We start from the raw sequence: 21,263 nt of genomic DNA on the forward strand, positions 1-21,263 counted from the left end.
TTTTTGCACAGATTTTTAGACAAAGAATCGGAAGGGAGTCGCTTGATGCCATGACCGTGAAAAGTGAAATTCCTAAAGCTAAACAACATTTGTTTGATGATTTTCCCACACCGACATATCAACAATGGAGAGAAGTGACCGAGAAAACCCTAAAAGGGGCGACTATTGAAGAAAAGCTGGGTACGGACACTTATGAAGATATTGCTTTACAGCCATTATACCGTAAAGAAGATATTGAAAATAATCCTTATTTGTCCACAATGCCAGGAGATTTTCCTTATTTACGCGGCACACATAAATCGGGTTTTCAGCAAGAGCCTTGGAAAGTGTGTCAGGAAATCGCCTATTCGAATCCGGAAGAGTTTAATCTGGTAGCACGAAATGATTTGGAAAAGGGGCTGACAATGCTTCATTTAGTACTGGACGAAACTAGATGGTCCGACCCCGATATAGCATTTCTAGATCAAAAGAAGGTAAATCTTAGTGGTGTTTCAATGGCCTCGCTCCAAGATTTTCAACTGGCTTTCCAGGGGATTAATTTAGAAGAGGTCCCGATTTTTATCGAAACCGGCATAAGCGGATTCCCTTTTTTCGCCTCCTTAATAGCTTATCTTCAGCAGCAAAATCAAGATTTTAATAGAATTAGAGGCTGTATCGGGATGGACCCAATCGGACAATTAGTTCAAAAGGGAGTTTTGCCATATTCCATCAATCAAGCATTCGAAATGATGTCCGAGATGACAAGGTGGTCGTTGAACCACTCACCGGAACTCAAAACAATTGTGGTCCAAGCCCATCCTTACCATGATGCGGGGGGAAATGCTGTTCAGGAATTGGCTTTTGCCATTGCTACAGGTTTACAATACCTTCGCAATTTGAAGAATCACGATATTTCGATTGATAATATAGCACAGCGAATAGTTTTTTCCTTTTCGATTGGTTCCAATTTTTTTATGGAAATTGCAAAATTCAGAGCAGCTCGTATGTTGTGGGCCAAAATTGTGAAGGAATTAGACGGTAATGAAAATTCCCAAAAGATGTTCATTCACGGAAGGACTTCGGCACGTACGAAAACGCTTCATGATCCCTATGTTAACATTCTCCGGGGGACGGCTGAAGCTTTTGCCGGAATTATTGGCGGGGTCAACAGTCTTCATGTTTCTACTTTTGATGAGGCCCTTGGTTTGCCAGATGAGTTTTCTAGTCGAATCGCAAGGAATACCCATATGATTTTGGATAAAGAAGCAAATCTGTCTAAGGTGACTGATCCTTCGGGAGGTTCATGGTACATTGAAACACTAACTTATACTTTAGCTGAAAAATCATGGGAACTTTTTCAGCAAATAGAAGAACTAGGTGGAATGTATAATGCACTCTTAGAAGGGTTTCCACAAGATAAAGTTTCCAAGACGGCTGAAGTAAGAATGGAAAATATCAAAAGCAGGAAAGACAAAATCATCGGTACAAACATCTATCCAAATCTGAACGAGAAAATTGAGAGCCATGATTCCATTTCAACTAGGAACGATGAAGTTAATTATAACTATTCTACCGTCGATTATTTTTATATAAAAGATGAAATAAAAGATTTTATCACTAATCATACAATGGAGGACGCTATTAAAGCGGCAAGTGCCGGTGCATCAATCGATGATCTTTTTCAAGTAATTTGTAATTCAAGAGAACAGAGTCCTTCTATTTGTCCTCTCCGCATTCTCAGAGAGGCAGAACCTTTTGAGTCTTTACGTGAGAATGCAAAAAAGTACAAGAAAAGAACAGGTCATCACCCGTTAGTATTTGTTGCCAAAATTGGCTCAGTTTCTAACTATAAAAGCAGGGCAGACTTCGTTACGGAGTTTTTTGAGGTTGCTGGTTTTCATGTAATCCAACAGGAAAGCTATCACACGATACCCGAGGTAGTGGACCAATTTAGAAATTCCAATGCCGGCATTGTCGTCATTGTGGGCATGAATGAGGACTATCTTGAGTTGGTCCCTTCATTAGTAAGAAGCATTAAAGAATATAAAAGAGAAACAGTAGTTCTATTGGCTGGTAATCCACCTAAAAAAGATACAGCCTTGTATATGGAGTTAGGAGTGGATGACTTCATCCATCCGAATATTAACGCATATGAAAAGTTGGTTGATCTTCAAAAGAAAGGAGGAATAAGAGAATGAACAAAGTAGCTGATTATACAAAAATGTCATTTCGTGACACTTTTGCTTCACCTATTCCTCAACTACCAAAGGACATGGCTGTCAGCTGGAGAACATTAGAGAACATTTCAGTGAAACCTCTTTATACACCTGCTGACATAACTGATATGGAACATTTGGGATTTCTATCAGGAATGGCGCCGTTCTTGAGAGGGCCATATCCTGCAATGTATATAAACCAGCCATGGACGATAAGACAATATGCCGGCTTTTCTACAGCGGAGGAAAGTAATGCTTTTTACCGCCGGAATTTGGCAGCCGGACAAAAAGGATTGTCCATTGCCTTTGATTTGGCGACCCACCGCGGTTATGACTCAGATCATCCTCGGGTTGAAGGTGATGTAGGCAAAGCAGGTGTGGCTGTCGATTCCATATTGGATATGAAAATATTATTTGACGGGATACCTTTGGATAAAATGTCGGTATCCATGACGATGAATGGTGCTGTACTTCCAATTTTGGCTTTTTATATTGTAGCTGCCGAGGAACAAGGTGTGAACCAGTCACAGTTAACCGGTACCATCCAAAATGATATCTTAAAAGAATATATGGTTCGTAATACCTATATTTATCCGCCTGAGGCATCAATGAGAATTATTGCAGATATCTTTTCCTATACCTCACAAAATATGCCGAAATTTAACAGTATTAGTATATCCGGTTACCATATGCAAGAGGCAGGAGCAACTGCGGATATTGAGCTTGGTTACACATTGGCGAATGGATTGGAGTATGTTCGAACCGGACTGAAAGCCGGTATTGATATCGATTCTTTTGCCCCGAGGTTATCATTCTTTTGGGCAATTGGGATGAATTATTTTATGGAAGTAGCTAAGATGAGAGCGGCTCGCTTATTGTGGGCAAAACTTATCAAACAGTTTGACCCTAAAAATGAAAAATCAATGGCACTACGTACTCACTCCCAAACATCAGGTTGGAGTTTAACAGAACAGGATCCCTTTAATAATGTAACCCGAACATGCATCGAAGCAATGGCAGCAACATTAGGACATACTCAGTCCATGCATACGAACGCCCTGGATGAAGCCATAGCATTGCCAACAGATTTTTCGGCTCGAATTGCAAGAAATACACAGCTTTATTTGCAAGAAGAAACGGGTATTTGTAATGTTGTCGACCCTTGGGGCGGATCCTATTATGTGGAATCCTTAACGCATGAATTGGTACACAAAGCCTGGGAGCATATACAAGAAGTGGAGTCTCTGGGAGGGATGGAAAAAGCGATTGAAACCGGTTTGCCAAAGATGAGAATTGAAGAGGCAGCTGCACGTCGCCAAGCTTTAATCGACTCTAGAAAAGAAACAATTATTGGGGTCAATAAATATCGGTTAGAAAATGAAGATCCTATTGATGTCCTTGAAGTGGATAATGCAGCTGTACGAGAAGCTCAAATTAAGCGTTTACAAGATCTCCGCACAAATCGTGATAAGCTAAAGGTACAAGCCGCTCTAAATGCGATTACTGATGCGGCCCGAACAGGAGAAGGAAATTTGTTAGCGCTTGCAATTGAAGCCGCTAGAGCGAGAGCAAGTCTTGGTGAGATTTCTGATGCCTATGAAAAGGTTGTAGGACGCCACAAAGCCACTATTCGTTCGATAACTGGTGTGTATAGTGCTGAGTATGGTGAAGAGCAAGAAGTCGAAATCGTTCGTCAACAGACTGATGATTTTGAAGCGAGGGAAGGACGCAGGCCAAGAATCATGGTTGCCAAGCTTGGACAGGATGGTCATGATCGTGGGGCCAAGGTCATCGCAACGGCGTTTGCCGATTTAGGATTTGATGTGGATATCGGTCCCCTATTTCAAACACCACAAGAAGCAGCACTTCAGGCGGTTGAAAATGATGTTCATGTGATCGGGATCAGTTCCCTGGCTGGCGGCCATAAAACATTATTGCCAAAGCTAATGTCTGAATTGAAAAAGCTGGATCGAGAAGACATTGTTGTTGTGGCAGGAGGTGTAATTCCAGCCCAGGATTACAATTTCTTACTCGAAAATGGTGCTGCGGCTATATTTGGACCAGGAACAGTTATACCTGTGGCTGCACAAAAGGTTCTGGAAGAAATTAGTCGTAAACTTGAGGGTGCGGACTAATGGAGACTCAAGTTAAGCTGCTAAAAAGCTTTTCAGTGGATGACTATGAAAGAGGGATTCTGCAAGGGAATCGGACCATTCTTGCCAAGGCAATTACCTTAATTGAAAGCAATTTACCAGCTCACAGAGAAACTGCTCAGAATCTTTTGACCCGATTACTTCCTAAGACTGGCCGCTCAATCCGGATTGGTATTACAGGTGTTCCAGGAGCAGGAAAAAGTACTTTTATCGAATCAATAGGAAGTATGTTATGCAGTCTTGGTTATCGAGTTGCTGTATTAGCAGTAGATCCTAGCAGTACCAGAACAAAAGGCAGTATTTTGGGTGATAAGACAAGGATGGATTCCTTATCTAGGAATCCCTATGCGTTCATACGGCCTTCTCCTACGGGAGGAACTCTTGGTGGAATTGCCTGCAAAACACGGGAATCCATTCTTTTATGCGAGGCAGCCTGTTACGATGTTATTTTGGTAGAAACGGTGGGAGTGGGTCAAAGTGAGGTAACGGTTCGTTCAATGGTAGATTTTTTCTTACTTATTCTACTGACAGGAGCCGGCGATGAATTGCAGGGAATGAAAAAGGGCGTAATGGAGTTAGCGGATGCCATTATCATTAATAAGGCAGACGGTGATAACAAAATAAAAGCAGCTGCCACCAAAGCTGAATATAATAGAATTTTGCACTTTTTAAAGCCATCCACTCCTGGCTGGATTAGTAAGGCATATACCTGTTCTGCATTGGAGGGAGAAGGGATTGAAGAAATTTGGTCGGAAATTAAGGAGTTTCGACAAAATACTATTTCGTCCGGTTTCTTTCATGAACGTAGAAAAAAGCAAAAGTTGGATTGGATGTATAGCATGGTCCACGAGCATCTAAAGTCCAGTTTTTATAACAACCCTGCTGTACAAAACAGTATTCCGGAGATAGAACAATCCATTTCGAAGGGGTTATTAACAGCGACAATGGCCGCTGAACAACTTTTAGATATTTTCGAAAATAGAACAAAGGGGATGGCACTTGATGGTTACAGCACTCAAACAGATTGAGCATATAGGGATTGCGGTCAAAAACTTACAGACAACTATCCCCTTTTATACTGATATTCTCGGATTAAAACTTTTAGGAATCGAAACCGTTGAGAGCGAACAGGTTCGCGTAGCGTTTATCGAAATCGGTGAAACAAGACTAGAACTCTTGGAAGCTATTAGCACTGAAAGTGCGATTGCAAAATTCATTGAGAAAAAAGGAGAAGGTATTCACCATATTGCCTTTCAAACAGAAACCTGTCAAAAACAATTGGATTTTCTAAAAAATCAGGGTATTAAGCTGATCAACGAGGTTCCTAAAGAAGGTGCACACGGAAATCTAGTTGCCTTTCTGCATCCTAAGTCAACCAATAGTGTACTGATGGAGTTATGCCAGCCGCCTGCAAAGTCAACCAGAGAGGAAGTTGAAAATATCAATGAGCACAGTTTATGAGAAGATCAATGATTTATGGGACCGAAAGAGTAAAATTGAGCTAGGAGGCGGAGACGACCGGATTGATACCCAGCATAATCGAGGGAAACTTACTGCCAGGGAACGGATTGATTTACTGCTGGATGATAATTCCTTTGTGGAATTGAATCCTTTTATTCAGCACCGTGCCACAAACTTTGGGATGGACAAAATGGAAAGTCCGGGCGAAGGTGTTGTAACGGGATACGGAAAAATTCATGGCCGTCTTGTATATATATTCGCCCAAGATTTTACCGTTTTTGGCGGAGCGTTAGGAGAGATGCATGCTGTTAAAATTTGCAAAATCATGGATTTAGCGGCAAAAAATGGTGCTCCTATTATTGGGTTAAACGATTCAGGGGGAGCCCGGATTCAAGAGGGGGTTGTATCTTTAGACGGCTATGGTCAAATTTTTTACCGAAATGCCATCTATTCAGGGGTAGTTCCGCAAATATCCGTCATTATGGGTCCTTGTGCAGGCGGTGCGGTGTATTCTCCAGCCATCACCGATTTTGTGTTCATGGTTGAAAACACCAGTCAGATGTTTATTACCGGTCCAAAGGTCATTGAAACCGTAACCGGAGAAAAAATCTCTGCTGAAAATCTTGGAGGAGCGAAAGTTCATTCCTCAATAAGCGGGTGCTCACATTTCACTGCAGATTCCGAACAAGAGGTCTTGGAACAGGTACGTAAATTGATCTGCTTTTTACCTCAAAATAATAACGAAACTCCACATGTTGTACAAAACAGTGAAGAAAGTGATTGGAGAGAAGAATTGCTTGATTTGGTGCCAATCAGTGGCACAAAGGTGTATGACGTTCGCAAGGTACTGGAACAAGTCCTGGATGACGGTGATTTCATGGAAGTCCATGTTAACTTTGCGAAGAATATCGTGGTAGGGTTTGGACGAATTGCCGGGAATAGTGTCGGGATTGTTGCCAATCAGCCTAAGGTAATGGCTGGAGGGCTAGACATCAATTCCTCCGATAAGCTATCAAGATTCATTAGATTTTGTGATTCCTTTAATATTCCGATCATTACGTTTGAAGATGTGACAGGCTTTTTCCCTGGTGTTAATCAGGAGCACGGCGGCATTATTCGTCATGGAGCAAAAATTCTTTATGCCTATTCAGAAGCAACCGTTCCAAAAATTACAGTGATTCTAAGGAAGGCTTTTGGCGGGGCGTATGTCGCCATGAATTCCAAAGCAATTGGTGCGGATATTGTATATGCTTGGCCTAATGCAGAAATTGCCGTTATGGGTCCAGAAGGTGCCGCGAATATCATCTTTGCCAAAGAAATTAATGAGAGCAATGATCCTGCCATCACCCGGGCTGAAAAAATTGCCGAGTACCGCGAAAAATTTGCGAATCCATATGTTGCGGCGTCACATGGCATAGTTGATGATGTAATTGATCCCCGGGAAACCAGGAAAGTGCTGAGACAGTCATTAGAGATGCTTCGAAACAAAAAAGAGGAAAGACCCGAGAAAAAGCATGGAAATATTCCGTTATAAAGTTTGAGTTTTTTAAAAGGTTACGGAAATCGGCAAACTAAAATTTTATAGAAAATGAGGGGATACTGAATGCAAAATGTATACTTAGTAGAGGCTCTTAGAACACCGATTGGAAGTTTTGGCGGCTCACTGAAAGAGGTTAGTGCAGTAAAACTGGCAACTGCTGTCGTCGAGGAGGTTTGGAAACGCTCCGGTCTTGCAGGGGAATGTATTGATGAGGTAGTACTTGGTAATGTATTAAAAGCAGGGCTCAAAGGGAATCCAGCCAGACAGGCAGCGGTTCATTCCGGACTGCCTGTATCAGTACCAGCCATTACCATCGATAAACAATGTGCATCGGGATTGCGCGCAATTACATTAGGCTATCATCAGATTCTTGCTGGAGATTCCAATGTAGTGATGGCGGGGGGAACAGAAAGCATGAGTAATGTCCCGCATTTGCTGCTAAATGCCAGATGGGGAAATAAAATGGGAGATTTAAAGACAGTGGATGCCATGTTTCACGATGGTCTTCATTGTGCAATTGAAGGTTATCATATGGGGATTACTGCTGAGAACTTGGTTGAGCGTTATCAAATTTCACGGGAAGAACAAGATGTTTTTGCTCTGGAGAGTCAAATTAAAGCCCTTAAAGCTCAAGAACAAGGTAAATTCCAAAATGAAATCATCCCTATTTCGATTAAAAACAAGAAAGGTACCACTTTCTTTACAGAGGATGAAAACATCAAAAATACTGGTCTAGAGAAATTACAAAATCTGAGGCCAGCTTTTAAAAAGAATGGAACGGTGACAGCTGGTAATGCTTCCGGTTTAAATGATGGGGCCGCCGCCGTGATCGTAGCTTCTGAACAAGCAGTAAAAGAATACGGCTTAAAGCCGCTTGCAAGAATTCGTTCCGTCGCAAGTGTTGCGGTGCCTCCTTCGATTATGGGGATTGGACCGGTGCCAGCAACACAGAAAGCCTTAGAGAGAGCAAACCTTACCATACAGGATATTGAACTGGCTGAATTAAATGAAGCATTTGCGGCACAAGTGCTGGCGGTAAATAAAGAATTAGGTTTACCAGAGGAAATTATAAATGTGAATGGAGGGGCGATTGCATTGGGCCACCCTATCGGATGTTCCGGTGCCCGGATTGTCGTTACCTTAGTTCATGAATTAAGACGGCAAAAGAAACAAATTGGATTAGCGTCCCTATGTGTTGGGGGCGGGCAAGGGGTATCGATCATTGTTGAAGCGGTATAAATTTCTAAACATTTAGGCTCCGAATCGTTTTCGGAGCCTAGGGCATTTATTCATTCATATAGAACTAATGGTATGTTGAAGTTGAATGAAAACCTCCGAAAAACTTTTTGTTGCGGAATAATATACTTCAAAATCCTGATAGATGATAATCTTTAGTGGACACCAATGCGACAAACCAGACCATTCTCTCCAAAATAACAGGAGTAATCAAGAAGGAGTGAACGGTTAAGCAACCTCCAGGGAATCACGAAACTTAATTCGGAAGAAACCAATTCAGAAAAATAAAGCTGGAAATTCCAGCTTTATTTGTTTATCACTTTCTCATTAATTGATGGAAAAAGTAACGTAATGCCTGTCCCCTTTCCCTGTTCACTTGTTACACTAACTTTTCCTTTCATCGTCTCAACAATTCGGTAAACAACCATCATACCAAGACCTGTCCCTTTACCATCTTTCAACGAAAAGTACGGCTCTCCGAGCCGATTTTTCTGTTCTTCGGTCATACCGATACCTTCATCTTTAATGGTGATTTTAATTGTGGAATCTTTTTGAAAACAAGTAATCACCAGCTCACCGCCGTTTGACATTGCTTCAATACCGTTTTTTAGGATGTTAATCAACACCTGCTGGAACAGTCCTCGATTTCCCTTAATGCTGCAAGAATTGATTTCCTTTTTTAATTGCACTCCGTTCATACTTGCGAGCGGCTCGATAAGTTGTAAAGATTTTTCGATTTCTTCTTTTATCTCCAATTCCTCCATATTTTCCGGTGCAGGCTTGGCAAACGTCAAATAATCTCGGATGATGCTATCCGCCCTGTCCAACTCTTGCAGAGCGATACTGATGTATTCCTTTTGTCGTTGATCGGCACCTTTCATCTCACCAAGAAGCTGCATGAATCCTTTTGCCGTCGTAAGGGGATTCCTCACTTCGTGGGAGATGCTGGCTGCCAAGTGGCTGACCACTTCCATTTTTTCCATTTTCACAACCCTGCTCAATAAAGCTTGCTGCTGCCGCACGGTTTCAAGAATATAGCCAAAGACATAAATTCCGCCGGTTTGGCTGAATATATAGGCGAGACAGAAAAGGGCGGAATAAGAAATATGGTAAAAATAATACACGCACCCCAACCACCAGATGCTGATAAACAGCATAACCACGGCAAGAAAGTGCAGTCTCTCTTTCATCGGATAGAATTGAAAGCGATTACGAAACAGAATAAACAGGAGACAAAATAGAAGTACTGTTGAAATGGTGAGCCATAAATAATCGTTGTCCTCAATAAACCGCAGGACAAGGAACAGGAATAGGAAAAAAAACCAAATTTGGATAAATCTCATGGCATAGAAACACCCAAAAGCCAGGGGGATCAGACTCAGGTTAAAGATGAATCCGTTTCCCAATTCGATGGGAAATAGGATGTTCGCGGCGATCATGACACCGATCATCATAAAGACCGCTCTTTCGATTTGAAGCTCCTCAAGATTCCTTCTATATAAAGTGTATTGCAAAAGTAGGATATTGAACAATATAGCGAGTATATTTATCAAAACATGAGTAGTGTTTTCCATTCTAGACGCCTCTCTCTTTCGACAATATATAGGTGTTATCAAGGCAGCTTTTTCTACAAGAGGGTGGCGTAAGTACAGTAATAATCGAAGTACGAATCAAAAAGACCATATTAATTAATAAAGGAAATTGTCGTTGGTCCTCAACTATTTGGAGTTAATTGTATCTCAAGGGGGGAAATGCAATTTAGATAACTTTTTTGTATTGTGATTAATATATCAAGGAATTCACCCTCTTGAAGTTTTTCCGTTTGACAGCCCACTAAAAATTTTTTTTCTATTAGATCTCAATTTTTTAATTTAAATTAACGTGTGATTCACATAGTAGATCCCTAATACTATCATTTAACATTCATTATATATGAATTTAAATCTATTGAAAATTTAATAAAACTAAACATATTATTAGTAAAATTGATAAGTAGGGTTTTTATTAACATGGCTTCTTGATCGCCGCCACCTGCACAATTCACATTGTAAAGACCCAGGTTTCGCACAGTCACGATTAACTGTAAGAAATTTAGAAAAAGATTGAAGGCGAATTTCAATGCTAAAAACCTTGTGGAACTTCCACAAGGTTTCTTTATCACATGCATGCCGAATATCTTTTAGAACATGACTCCAGAATTTAAAATCTGAAGTTTGACATCAGGACGTATCGTTAATCTTGGATATTCCTTTCGCCAGTTCATTTTACTCCATTCCTCATGATGATAAGCATGAAGTTCACGCGCGAGTCCTAGATAGTCGCAACTCGCCTTCTGTAAAGTCTGGATTGCTTGAAGCGCTTGATCATTTATTTCATATGTCAGCATCTTCTCTATGTTGTTCCGCTTTGTTTGTGTCAGTGGATTATTGTTTGTATGTGACTCCAGTATTTGTGCTTGTATTTTTAAAGGTAACATGATTTCAGTTACCTTATTATCGTTAGCGTTGACTACAATTTTTCTGCGGGCCTTTTTTACCAATACATCGTAAGTGGCTCCGTCCAAATCTACGATGAGATGAAGGCCCGACCCTGCCACTCCTTTCATTAGCAAAACTATTTTTGTCAGAGCTGGGGACAAATCTACTCCTGAGTAGCTACCCTCCCGAAATAAAGCCGTCCCATTCAGCAGAATATTATCACCTTTGGCCTGAATTAATGGCAATGCAACATCAACATAGGGGTCTTTTTTTGCAAAAAGAAACCGGAGAAGCGTCTCTTTGGGAATGAAGTTAATAGACTCGGCCTCTTTTACTAAAATGGCCAAATAATTTGCAACCGTTTTTTTCTTTAGTTCTTTTTTTGCAAGCAGTTTGGAAACTTCTCCGTCATACACAACAACACTTGAGGTTAACGGGCAGGTGGCGACCTGTCCTAATACTTTCATTTTCTCAATCGGCTTGTCGGATGCGAACGATTTACTCATGATATACATACGGGCTTGATTGAAAGTCAGCAATCCAGGCGTCCTAAAATCTGTGTTTTCAATAGCGTCTGCTAAACTAGATCCTTGTGTCGTAGTCACTTCCATATCTGGCATTCCTCCACCCTGATGTGCTTCAGATAGTGAAGAAATGGCGAGGCTTAATTTCATATCTTCGGTCTTCTTCGCCTTGTCAAATCCAATCATATCAATCATTTGGAGGCTCTTAAAATTTTGCTGATCCCAGCATCCGCTTAGCAAAAGCAAAATTAAAAAGGAGAGTGTAAGTTTTTTCAAATATTTCTCCCCCTCAAACGTGAAACTTTAGGTATGAGCAATAAAAGGAGTGGTATGAAAACTATACAGACTACGCTCATTATTTCATATGGTTTCCCCGATACAGCATTTATCACATTTTCTTCTGGGATCCAGCATCCAATTGCAAAGCAGATTCCTGTGCATATCCAAACCCATAGGACATGCTTTTCCTTGTGAACAGCTCCGATATGACATACTGCTTTAGCGGCTAAAAATAGATAAACATATACGGTAGCTGCAAGAATGGAAAACCATAATGCAATAAACAACATATCTATGCTTTGCACAACGTCCCATTTTAATTGCTTTAATATGAATACGGTTGGTTCTGGTATGTTGCTCATTTGGTCAGGTGTAAAGTTTAAAGCACAAATCAAAACAACTGTCACATAAATAAGAGTTGTCAAGCCATTTGCCCAAGTTATCGCTCCCAGAAGCTTTCTACTGCTTTGGCTTTTTACAAAAGGGAATGCATACAAGAGCAGGTCATATCCAAAACCAGCAGTGTAGCCTTGAAATACGCCATTTGCAAATGAAGAGCCTCCGCTGTGCCCTATAGGTAAAATATTCCGGATATCTGCTTCTCTAAGTCCGCTAACAACTATCGTTAAATATCCTGCAATGAGGATAGGTGCCAGTGAAAGACTGATAAAAGACTGCAATCGCAATGATGACATGGCCGCATAACCGCTAGCGATGAAAATTAGGAGTAGCAGCACCCACCAGGGTGTCTTAGGCAAGACCCATCGGCTTAGCTTTTCGATATATAGCAGTGCGACAATGAGCGCACTATAGGAAAAGTAAATTGCATAAAGGAAGGTTAAGACACTACCAATAGGTTTGCCTGCAAGGGTATAAACATATTGAAAGATATGCTGATTTGGATAACGTTTTCCAAGATTCCAAATCAGCATAATACTTAATTGAGAGGCAATTCCTCCGATAAGAGCAGCCATCCATCCATAAATACCTGCATATTTCGCCTCCATGTAAGGCAAAGACAATATTCTGCTGCCTATTTGCATGAGTAGAACAAGGAATAGAAGTTGTCGGTTGGAAATAGACTCTTCCTTCATCATTCCTTCCACCCTTCGGGATTTCCGAATCGTTGCCGATTGATTGGAGCAGCTTCCTTCGGACGTTTTCTTAAGCTCCAAATGGGCGCTCTTATTAGCGTATCTTTAACTCCACTGTCCGCGAACGCCGGATAATAATAAGGAAGACCCATAGAGTTCATTCGACACAAATAAATATTCAGCATAAGAAAAGAGAAAACAAGTCCTACAATCCCAAAAAAAGCAGAAAGCAAGGTCACTGGAATGTTAATGAGTCTGATGGAACTGCTCATTTCGTAAGAAGGTATGAGAAATGACGCCATGCCAGTAAACGCAGCGACAATGACAGCCGTATTAGAAATCAAATTGGACTGGACGACCGCAGTTCCGATAATAATGCCTCCCACTACTCCTATAACTTGCCCTATAGGACTTGCAAGCCGCACCGCTGCTTCTTTTAATATTTCAAGCGCAACAAGCAAGAGTATCACCTCAGACGCGGGATGAAACGTGATATACTTTAATGCGCTTTGAAAAGTCAAAGCTATATTTATTGGAAGAACGTATGATTGAAATACAACAAGCGAAGTATATAATCCAGGTAATCCGAGAGCAATAAAAAAGCAGGTGATACGCAACAATCTGATTGCACTGCCAATCAACCAATTGATTTGATAATCGTCCGGGGATTGAAAAAAAGCCCAGAACGATACTGGCAATATAGAAGCATCAGGAGAGCCTTCCATAAGGATAACGGCTTTACCTTCCATCAAATAGGCTCTCGTCCGATCTAAGCGCTCTGATGTCAGCATTTGCGGAAATAAACTAAATCGTCTGTCTTGGACGAATTCCTGGATGAACCCAGGAGCGTAAATGCTATCAATATCTATTTTTTGCAGTCTTTGTTCAATTAAGTTAGTAACTTTCGGATTTGCAATCCCTTTAATGTAAATGACTGAAACTTTGTTTTGTGAAACACATCCTATGGTGTAGTGCTTAATGACAAGATCGGGTGAGGCAATGCGCTTCCTAAGCAGATTGAGGTTCGTATCCAAATGCTCCACGAAGGCTTCTCTTGACCCCCGAAGCACCCGTTCATTCGTAGGAAAATTAACCTGGCGCTCTTTGTGTAACTCAGTTCCGAGAAGTAATAAAACACTTTCTCCTTCCTTTTGCAATACCGTCTTTCCTTGTACGAGGGCCTTCACGGCCTCATCCAAGTCTTCGGTTTCCTTCATATCCTGGACAGTGATGACTTCTTGAGTATTCGCATCAGGCCTTATTGATAACGGCTTTACAATATGTTCCTGAAAAACCTGCGAATCGACCATCGTATCCAAGTAAAAAAGCGAATATTCGTATTGTGGAAAGCTCATTATTTTCATCTTTAAATCCGAGCTGAAAGTAAAGGCTTCCTGGAAATAGTGGTAAGTGTCTTGAATGGAAAAACTATGTTTCATAAACTTTTCCTCTCATAAATATTGAAGTTGCTCTTTTAACTTTTCCCAACACTAACTGGAACTATACAATTATTTCCAAGCGTAGACGACTGAAACAACCGATGTTCCATGATATTTACCATAACGTCATTCTAGATTACGACTATGAAGCCTTTAATGGTTCCCGTTTGGATAATTTTTATCAAAAAAATCTACATCCATTAAAAAATTCGTTTCTACAATCAGCAAACCAGAGATGTGGCGTGCTGATAACTACTAGTATTAAAGGAATAAAATAATATTGTGGCCTTGTGTGAAAGAGCTCTTTTTTCCATGGAGACCTTTTTTATTGAAAGTAAAGATTGTAAAAGGATAACTTAGGTTATAGGGTTGCAAGAGTTAAAGAGCAACCGCCATAATGGTAGCTTTTCCTTTTTATATAGAAGGAGTATAGTTGAATAAAGGTATAAAAGAACGAAATAGTTTCATTTTACTTAAATACTGTATGCTATAAAAACTTAGCATTCTTATTATATAAACAATGACATAATGTAGGCATTTTTTCATACTATATTTTTGGGGTGATAAAATGCCAAGAGTAAATTATCGAAGTTATGAAGTAGACGAAATGGCAAGGATGATGAGAGCAGAAGCTGAAGGTGAAGGAAAACAGGGAATGCTATATGTTGGAAATGTAATAGTGAATCGGTGTGTAGCAACCTGCTTAGACTTCAAAGATGTAAACACTATTCATGATGTAATATTTCAAGTACAAGGAGGAAATTATTCTTTTGAAGCAGTTCAAAAAGGAAATGTTTTTTATCAAAGAGCAAGAACATTTGAAAAAAGATTAGCAAAACAGAATTTGAATTATTGGAGAGACCATCCAGCGAAATATGCTCTTTGGTACTTTAATCCACATGCTCCATGTCCTCCAACATGGTACGGTCAACCTCAATCCGGTCAATTTAAACAACATTGTTTTTATGAACCAAAAGCTGGAACATGTGATAGTGTTTATAGCGGTTAATCTTGCTCTTTGATTAATCTTTTTTACATGTTTGGAATATTTATTCTGGAAAGGATTTTTAGTAGCGGCATCCATAAGTTACTCTGCTTTACTATCCGCCCACTTACTAAATCGACTATTGATAGTTCGTTGATTTTAGCTCCTGCAGTTCATTCACCAGCTGCTAATACATCTTTAGATGAAGGATATTCCAATGGGGTAAGTAAAGAAACAACGGAATATAAATTCCGAAAACACCTCTATATTGCGGGAAACTTGGTCTAGCACTGCTTGAAATTGTAGCTTTGTTTGAACATAGATATCTGTAAGATTTTCGTGTTGTCTTGTAAGTTTACGAAGGTTTAAGAGTTGGATCCTTTTATATGGTTCTAAATCCTCTTTATAGTACAGCTCGCATAGATGATTTACATCGATTACGTCTTTACTTTCCGTAAGCTTGAGCTCTTCACTCGATAAGAGATCAGTGGGTTATCGATTATTAGCAAGCACCCTTTGCCCTAAAAATGCAGTTCAACAGGAGCATGGTAATGCCCTTTAGATTCTAAAACAAACGGAGGTTGTATTCCTGTTACACTTTCTATTTCTAAAAGAAATTGGTGGAAGTTATTTAGTCCTTCAAGGGAATGTTTTACTTTAAAACTGCTTTTGTAAGTTTTTTTCTTATCCTAGAAAACTTGTACCTGACTTTCACTTTTGATATATCCAGACCAACGACTGAATTCATTGTTAAATCTCCTCCTCCAACATTAAAATCACCGGTACTCCCAGTTCCTCCTTGTAGTATCATAGCTTCGCTTATTATACGAGATCTATGTCCCAACCAGCCAAATCATGTTTAAGCAATTAGGGGGGCGAACTGTTTAGCTGACGGGATCTTATGTCCCACGGGCAGGTACGTTCTACCCTGGCTGCCGTTATAATAAAACCATATAAAAAATGGTCAACCAGAAAATCTGGCTAACCTTATATTACGAACGGGGTGCATTAGTGAAATAAGAAAAAAATTGATTTGATGAGTTTTTATTAACAATATCTATTTAAAAAGAAATATGAACCAGAGACTGGTGAAATAAAACTAACTAATTGTTATTATTTAAGCACAGCATCTAAACAAATCCTTTGCTTTTTTGTATAAAAGTTCATCCTAAAATTCAAAAAGTTTGATAATTTACATAAAAAGCAAATTTGCATAAAGTCCATCTTACTTCTAATTAATATGGTTTATAGAATGATTTGGTATTTTTCAATTTAATAAGAAATGAACAATTAGAGCCCTTATTTAAATTGATTTTATAATGTATTTCTTTATAAACAAACAAATGACCAAGATACATGGAATGATGAATTGTAATGGAATATGGAAAATAATAGGGATAATTTTTAATCCGATGTACAAGTGTTGTATAATGTTTTTTGATAAAATAAAGGTAACTAAAAAGGTTAGGGTTGCTGCAATTAAAATACGACGGTTTGGTTTTGTTTTTGGGAAAATGTTAGACATAATCATAAGCCCGCCATACATAAAAACTGAAATTTTTACAAATCCTCCGATAAGGTTAAGGATTACCGCAAAAGTTTCTAAGTGCGGCAAAAATTCTAAGACGCTGGTCAATTCTAAAGCCTTCATAAAAGGAAATATATACATGTTAACGGTTTCCGAATTTAACAAGCCTAGTATCATTTCTCCTGCCAGAAGCAGGAGCATACCTGTTATACATACAGAGATCCAACCGTATTTTAGTAACGCTTTTTTATTGTTTATATACGGAAATAGCATGGTAAATACGATGAGCTCTCCGTAAGGCACGGTCAATCCGGTTGGAAAAACGGATGAAAGCACCTGTTTCCAGCTTGCCCGGAATACGGGGGTTAAATTTCTGAATTCAAAATATGGAGATAGAAACCCAAAACACATGATAATTAATATAATTACGCATGTAAAGGCACATAAAATCACTGTACTTCTTGCCATTGCTTCGATCCCGACATAACAACTATACGATACCACCAGAAGAAGGGTGAAGGATATAACCACAAAAGGGATGTTATCAAAAAGCACTTCACCGACGAAAATGGAGAAATCTTTTAACACCCTACCAGCAATGTAAAGAAAGTATAGACCATAAATGAATCCAAGCCCTTTGGATATCCATCTCCCAAATCCAAGTTCCAAAAGTTGGATCAAATTGCCCCAATTTCCTAATGAGTGAAGCAAAAGATAGAAATAAAATATCCCCACACCCAAGGCTAACGACAACAAAATTGTCATCCAGACATCTTGTTTAGTCTCGAAGTTCCACCCCACCACAATAGCACTTCCAAGCAAAAAGCAAATCATTAAGGAAAATATTTCACCTTGTCCTAATCTGACCATGATCCCATCAAGTCCTTTCCATACACGTAGTACTCTATTGTGATGAAATGTCTCCTGTATCTAAAATATCAACCTTCACTTTTGTCCGAATAGGTACGGTTGGATAGACGGAATCCCAATTATGTTTAACTCGGTTCCACTTATCTGGTTGTTTTCGATATAAAGTTTCCGCAAATCCCACGATATCGGTTTTTCTATTTTGCGTTTTGGCGATCAGCTTATTTATCTGATTTTGAAGTTCAAGTTCTGTCTCCTGTTCTAATCGCGCAATGGCTTGGACAGTGGAAGTGTCCATCTTACACGACACATCCTCCAATTTACCTTTTATATGAATATGTAGAAGAAAGGATGGAACTCCCTTGTTATCATCTATTTTTATTTCTGGTTTACTTTGAACGTCTTTCCATGTCACATATCCCTGCTTATTACCGCACTTCGTAACCAATATAGTATTGTTTACTTTGTTACGGGCTAACGCATATAATGTGCTTTCCATTGAAGAAAGCCAGTATGATAATCGTTGATGCTGAAAAACGGCTACTCCATCCATCTCTAGGTAAGCATCTGGCGTTGACTTTTCAATATTGCTTTTCAACAATCCCTTTGAGAGATCACCTTTTAAGGTGATATAAGGGATGGTTAGTTTTTTCCTATTTTGCTTTAACAATCCCATTATTTTGTCGGCTGTCATATTCGGAAGGTCCGCCCAAGACTCCTGTTTCCTATTCAGCATTTCTTCAAATCTGTTTCCTGAAATTTTTTGAACGGGTGTAAAAATTTGAAGTAGTTTATCCGGTGTTACTCCCTTCGCAATGACAAACCTTATATTGGAAGGAAAATTGGATTCCCGCAAAATGTAATGGGTTACGGAAGAAATTCCTTCGGATTTTACTAATGATTCCCCAATAACCGCCACTTCAGTATCATCCAAAAAAATGGATCGAGGAATTCTATTTTGCAAGAGGTCGATGGCTTCAGGGATGGTCCGAGCCTCGACACTGTACGAGTAAGCACCTTGTTCGGCTGCTCCTTCTTTGCTGTTGGAGGCGGGATTATAGATTTGTAGGGTTGTGACGTACCCACTCTTACTTTTATCTATCCCTATTGATGAAATAATGTAAATTTTATTCAACATGCTGTCTTGCACAAACTTCCCGACGACATTAGCGATGACCAATCCTATTAACAAAACAATAGTAATATTTGATTTGGTATGTTTATGCTTCATCTGTTTCCTCCATCGTTTCTTCCTTCGTGTATCGAGACTCATCATTTGTCATTTCTTCCTGTGACAATTGAATCGCGCTGTCTTTTAAATCATGAGGAACGAAAGGTGCAAAAGGAGATAAATAAGGAACACCAAAGCTTCTCAAGGAATTCAGATGAAGCAGTAAAACAAGTGACATTAAAGCAATGCCGTAAAACCCTAGAGTCGCTCCGGCGCTAATAAAAACAAGGGTAATAGTTGCTGCTGGTGTTCTCATGGCGTAAATTGGGACGACACTGACTAAAATATACGTTACACAAACTACAACTAAGCTAGCAGGTTCAACTAATTGCGATTCAATGGCAGACTCACCCAATACAATTCCGGCGAAAATGGACACTGTAATGGAAATATTTTGCTGTAACCGTGTGGAACTTTCATTTATAGCCATCACTATTATAATCAAAACGGTTACTTGAAATGCGGTCGGAAAGGGCACCAATTCTCGTTGCGATACAAACCCTACTAGAAGTTTAACGGGCAAGAAGTTTGCATGGTAGGTCATAAACGCTACGTACACTCCCGGAATATACAAAGCCACAAAGTATAGAATACAACGAAGAAGACGCTGATTTATTAAACCTGTTTTTCCGATATAATAATCCTCAGGTGTTTGGAAAAATTGAACGAGAACTGCGGGAGCGATTAGGACATAAGGAGTACCATCCACAAATATCGCAATTTTTCCTTCCAATATTTCACCCGCTACCACGTCTGGTCTATCGGTATTGAGCATTAGAGGAAAAAAAGACTTCGATTCTTTGGTCAAAACCATTTCAATGTAATTGGCTTCAAGCACAGCATCTAACTGCAGATTATCCAGCCGCTCATAGATTGATTGCAGTATTTGCTTATCTACAATATTTTCAATATACATTACGGATACGTCTGTACGGGTTTTCGTTCCATATTGCGTGGTTGTTACTCTGATATTAGGATTTTTAATAATCTTCCGGACAAGAGAGATGTTTGTGCTTCTATTTTCGGAGAAACCCACATCAGGTCCTTTCGCGACCCGTTGTCCTTTTGGGCTTTCTATACTCCGTGCGTTCCATTTTGTTGTATCGGTTGAGAGAAAAGCATTTATTCCTTCTACTATGAAAAGGGTTTTGCCTGCCAGCAACTCACTTGAAGCATGTGTCATATCTTTCACGCGTGTAATAGTTTTCGATTGAATGACAGATGATTCCATAAATGCAAGCAGTTCTTCGTCGGTTTTAAAATGTGGTAGGTTATATGTTAATAAAGGTTCTAGTACGTATCGCTGAACTGAATGAGTATCCACAATCTCATCGAAGAATAGAACTGCCGCTTTCTTTTTTATGCTGGTTAAGGTAATTTCTCTTACTTGAAGATCAGAGCTCTTTCCTAAAAGGGCAGTTAAGGTTTGGATATTGTAATGCAGAACATTTGATACCTCGTTGTTAACTTTCATTTTTACCACCGGATTTTAGTTTAAATTGGTACCTTATTTTTCCTCAGGAGGTAAATTAATATGCTTTAATAAAAATCTTTTTAACTGGGTGCTTTACAACAATAAGGAATAAAAATAAATACATATAACCTACTGCCATAAACAGAATTTTTTAATTGCCAAATACAGTATTACTGTATCATTAATTTCCAGGATTATTTTTGAGTATGGATATTATTATAAAAGATTAAGGTGTGAGTTAAACTCAGAGGAGAAAATTAACAATGATGTGCCTATCTTGTTAGTTTTTGAGGAGGTACATAAGTACGTTCCAAATAGTGATTTATTAAAGTTCCGATCCTCAAAAAAATCCATTAAAAGAATTGTAAAAGAAGGAAGAAAGTATGGAGTTGCATTATTTTTAGGAAGTCAAAGGCCTTCGGAACTTTCTGAAACGATCTTCTCCCAATGCAATAATTTTATTGTAATGAGATTAACAAATCCTAATGATCAAACTTATGTGAAAAAACTATGGCCCGACACATTAGGCAACTTAATAGATAAATTGCCTTCACTTAGTGCAGACGAAGCACTATTAATTGGTGAATACAGTGTGATTCCAAGTCTAGTACAAATAGATCCATGTGAACTTCCTCCTTCTTCAAATGATATTCCATATTGGAGACTATGGAAAAAAGAGTGGAAGGAGTTGGATATAAAAACTTAAACATGAATGGTAAAAGTAAACAATTTTTTTATAAAAATAAGAGTCACCCAAGTTTAAAATGATATTAAACTGGG

The 21,263-nt window shown here is 39.3% G+C and carries 15 protein-coding genes and 1 pseudogene; 8 read left to right on the plus strand and 8 right to left on the minus strand.

What is annotated here, in order from left to right; translation table 11 throughout:
• The first annotated feature begins 50 nt into the window (after positions 1 to 50).
• From J2Y67_RS03825 to J2Y67_RS03850, 6 genes are all read left to right on the plus strand, one after another.
• Complete coding sequence (locus J2Y67_RS03825) at positions 51 to 2,177, plus strand: methylmalonyl-CoA mutase family protein (protein WP_310170774.1); 2,127 nt, start codon at positions 51 to 53, stop codon at positions 2,175 to 2,177.
• Positions 2,174 to 4,330 carry a methylmalonyl-CoA mutase gene (scpA, locus tag J2Y67_RS03830; protein ID WP_310170777.1) on the plus strand — a complete coding sequence of 719 codons (2,157 nt, stop codon included), beginning with the start codon at positions 2,174 to 2,176 and terminating at the stop codon, positions 4,328 to 4,330. Before J2Y67_RS03825 ends, scpA begins: the two co-directional genes overlap by 4 nt.
• Positions 4,330 to 5,376, plus strand: coding sequence for a methylmalonyl Co-A mutase-associated GTPase MeaB (gene meaB, locus J2Y67_RS03835; protein WP_310170780.1), 1,047 nt, complete (start codon positions 4,330 to 4,332; stop codon positions 5,374 to 5,376). The genes scpA and meaB overlap by 1 nt, the downstream gene beginning before the upstream one ends.
• Positions 5,351 to 5,809, plus strand: a complete 459-nt coding sequence (mce, locus tag J2Y67_RS03840; RefSeq protein WP_310170783.1) for a methylmalonyl-CoA epimerase — start codon at positions 5,351 to 5,353, stop codon at positions 5,807 to 5,809. The genes meaB and mce overlap by 26 nt, the downstream gene beginning before the upstream one ends.
• On the plus strand, positions 5,793 to 7,343 hold the full coding sequence (locus J2Y67_RS03845) for an acyl-CoA carboxylase subunit beta (protein WP_310170786.1): 1,551 nt from the start codon (positions 5,793 to 5,795) through the stop codon (positions 7,341 to 7,343). Before mce ends, J2Y67_RS03845 begins: the two co-directional genes overlap by 17 nt.
• 69 nt (positions 7,344 to 7,412) lie before the next feature.
• Entirely contained in the window at positions 7,413 to 8,588 is a 1,176-nt protein-coding gene (locus tag J2Y67_RS03850) for a thiolase family protein (RefSeq protein ID WP_310170789.1), read from the plus strand.
• A gap of 302 nt (positions 8,589 to 8,890) precedes the next feature.
• Here the strand turns inward: J2Y67_RS03850 and J2Y67_RS03855 are convergent, their stop codons facing one another.
• The 4 genes from J2Y67_RS03855 to J2Y67_RS03870 all read right to left on the minus strand — a co-directional run bounded on the left by J2Y67_RS03855 (position 8,891) and on the right by J2Y67_RS03870 (position 14,398).
• Positions 8,891 to 9,775, minus strand: a complete 885-nt coding sequence (locus J2Y67_RS03855; RefSeq protein WP_310170792.1) for a HAMP domain-containing sensor histidine kinase — start codon at positions 9,773 to 9,775, stop codon at positions 8,891 to 8,893.
• Positions 9,776 to 10,764: 989 nt separating this feature from the next.
• Positions 10,765 to 11,862: a Ger(x)C family spore germination protein gene (locus J2Y67_RS03860; protein ID WP_310170796.1), complete on the minus strand. Its 1,098-nt coding sequence runs from the start codon at positions 11,860 to 11,862 to the stop codon at positions 10,765 to 10,767.
• A complete protein-coding gene (locus J2Y67_RS03865; RefSeq protein WP_310170799.1) occupies positions 11,859 to 12,959 on the minus strand; it encodes a GerAB/ArcD/ProY family transporter in 1,101 nt (366 codons plus the stop codon). Before J2Y67_RS03865 ends, J2Y67_RS03860 begins: the two co-directional genes overlap by 4 nt.
• The gene (locus J2Y67_RS03870) at positions 12,959 to 14,398 is read right to left on the minus strand and encodes a spore germination protein (RefSeq protein WP_310170802.1); all 1,440 of its coding nucleotides are present in this window, start codon (positions 14,396 to 14,398) and stop codon (positions 12,959 to 12,961) included. Before J2Y67_RS03870 ends, J2Y67_RS03865 begins: the two co-directional genes overlap by 1 nt.
• 568 nt (positions 14,399 to 14,966) lie before the next feature.
• Here J2Y67_RS03870 and J2Y67_RS03875 point away from each other — a divergent pair.
• Positions 14,967 to 15,407, plus strand: a complete 441-nt coding sequence (locus J2Y67_RS03875; RefSeq protein WP_310170805.1) for a cell wall hydrolase — start codon at positions 14,967 to 14,969, stop codon at positions 15,405 to 15,407.
• An 81-nt stretch (positions 15,408 to 15,488) separates the two neighbouring features.
• On the opposite strand, the pseudogene J2Y67_RS03880 reads toward J2Y67_RS03875, so the two are convergent.
• From J2Y67_RS03880 to J2Y67_RS03895, 4 genes and pseudogenes are all read right to left on the minus strand, one after another.
• Positions 15,489 to 16,131 (minus strand): annotated as a pseudogene (locus J2Y67_RS03880) (IS110 family transposase); the annotation flags it as partial.
• A 555-nt stretch (positions 16,132 to 16,686) separates the two neighbouring features.
• Entirely contained in the window at positions 16,687 to 17,781 is a 1,095-nt protein-coding gene (locus J2Y67_RS03885; RefSeq protein ID WP_310170808.1) for a GerAB/ArcD/ProY family transporter, read from the minus strand.
• A gap of 34 nt (positions 17,782 to 17,815) precedes the next feature.
• Positions 17,816 to 19,009, minus strand: a complete 1,194-nt coding sequence (locus tag J2Y67_RS03890; protein ID WP_310170811.1) for a Ger(x)C family spore germination protein — start codon at positions 19,007 to 19,009, stop codon at positions 17,816 to 17,818.
• Complete coding sequence (locus J2Y67_RS03895) at positions 18,999 to 20,483, minus strand: spore germination protein (RefSeq protein WP_310170814.1); 1,485 nt, start codon at positions 20,481 to 20,483, stop codon at positions 18,999 to 19,001. The genes J2Y67_RS03890 and J2Y67_RS03895 overlap by 11 nt, the downstream gene beginning before the upstream one ends.
• A gap of 277 nt (positions 20,484 to 20,760) precedes the next feature.
• Here J2Y67_RS03895 and J2Y67_RS03900 point away from each other — a divergent pair, with 277 nt between their 5' ends.
• Positions 20,761 to 21,189, plus strand: coding sequence for an ATP-binding protein (locus tag J2Y67_RS03900; RefSeq protein ID WP_310170818.1), 429 nt, complete (start codon positions 20,761 to 20,763; stop codon positions 21,187 to 21,189).
• The last annotated feature ends 74 nt before the right edge of the window (positions 21,190 to 21,263 follow it).

This window comes from Neobacillus niacini, assembly GCF_031456445.1.
Classification (GTDB): domain Bacteria; phylum Bacillota; class Bacilli; order Bacillales; family Cytobacillaceae; genus Neobacillus; species Neobacillus niacini_I.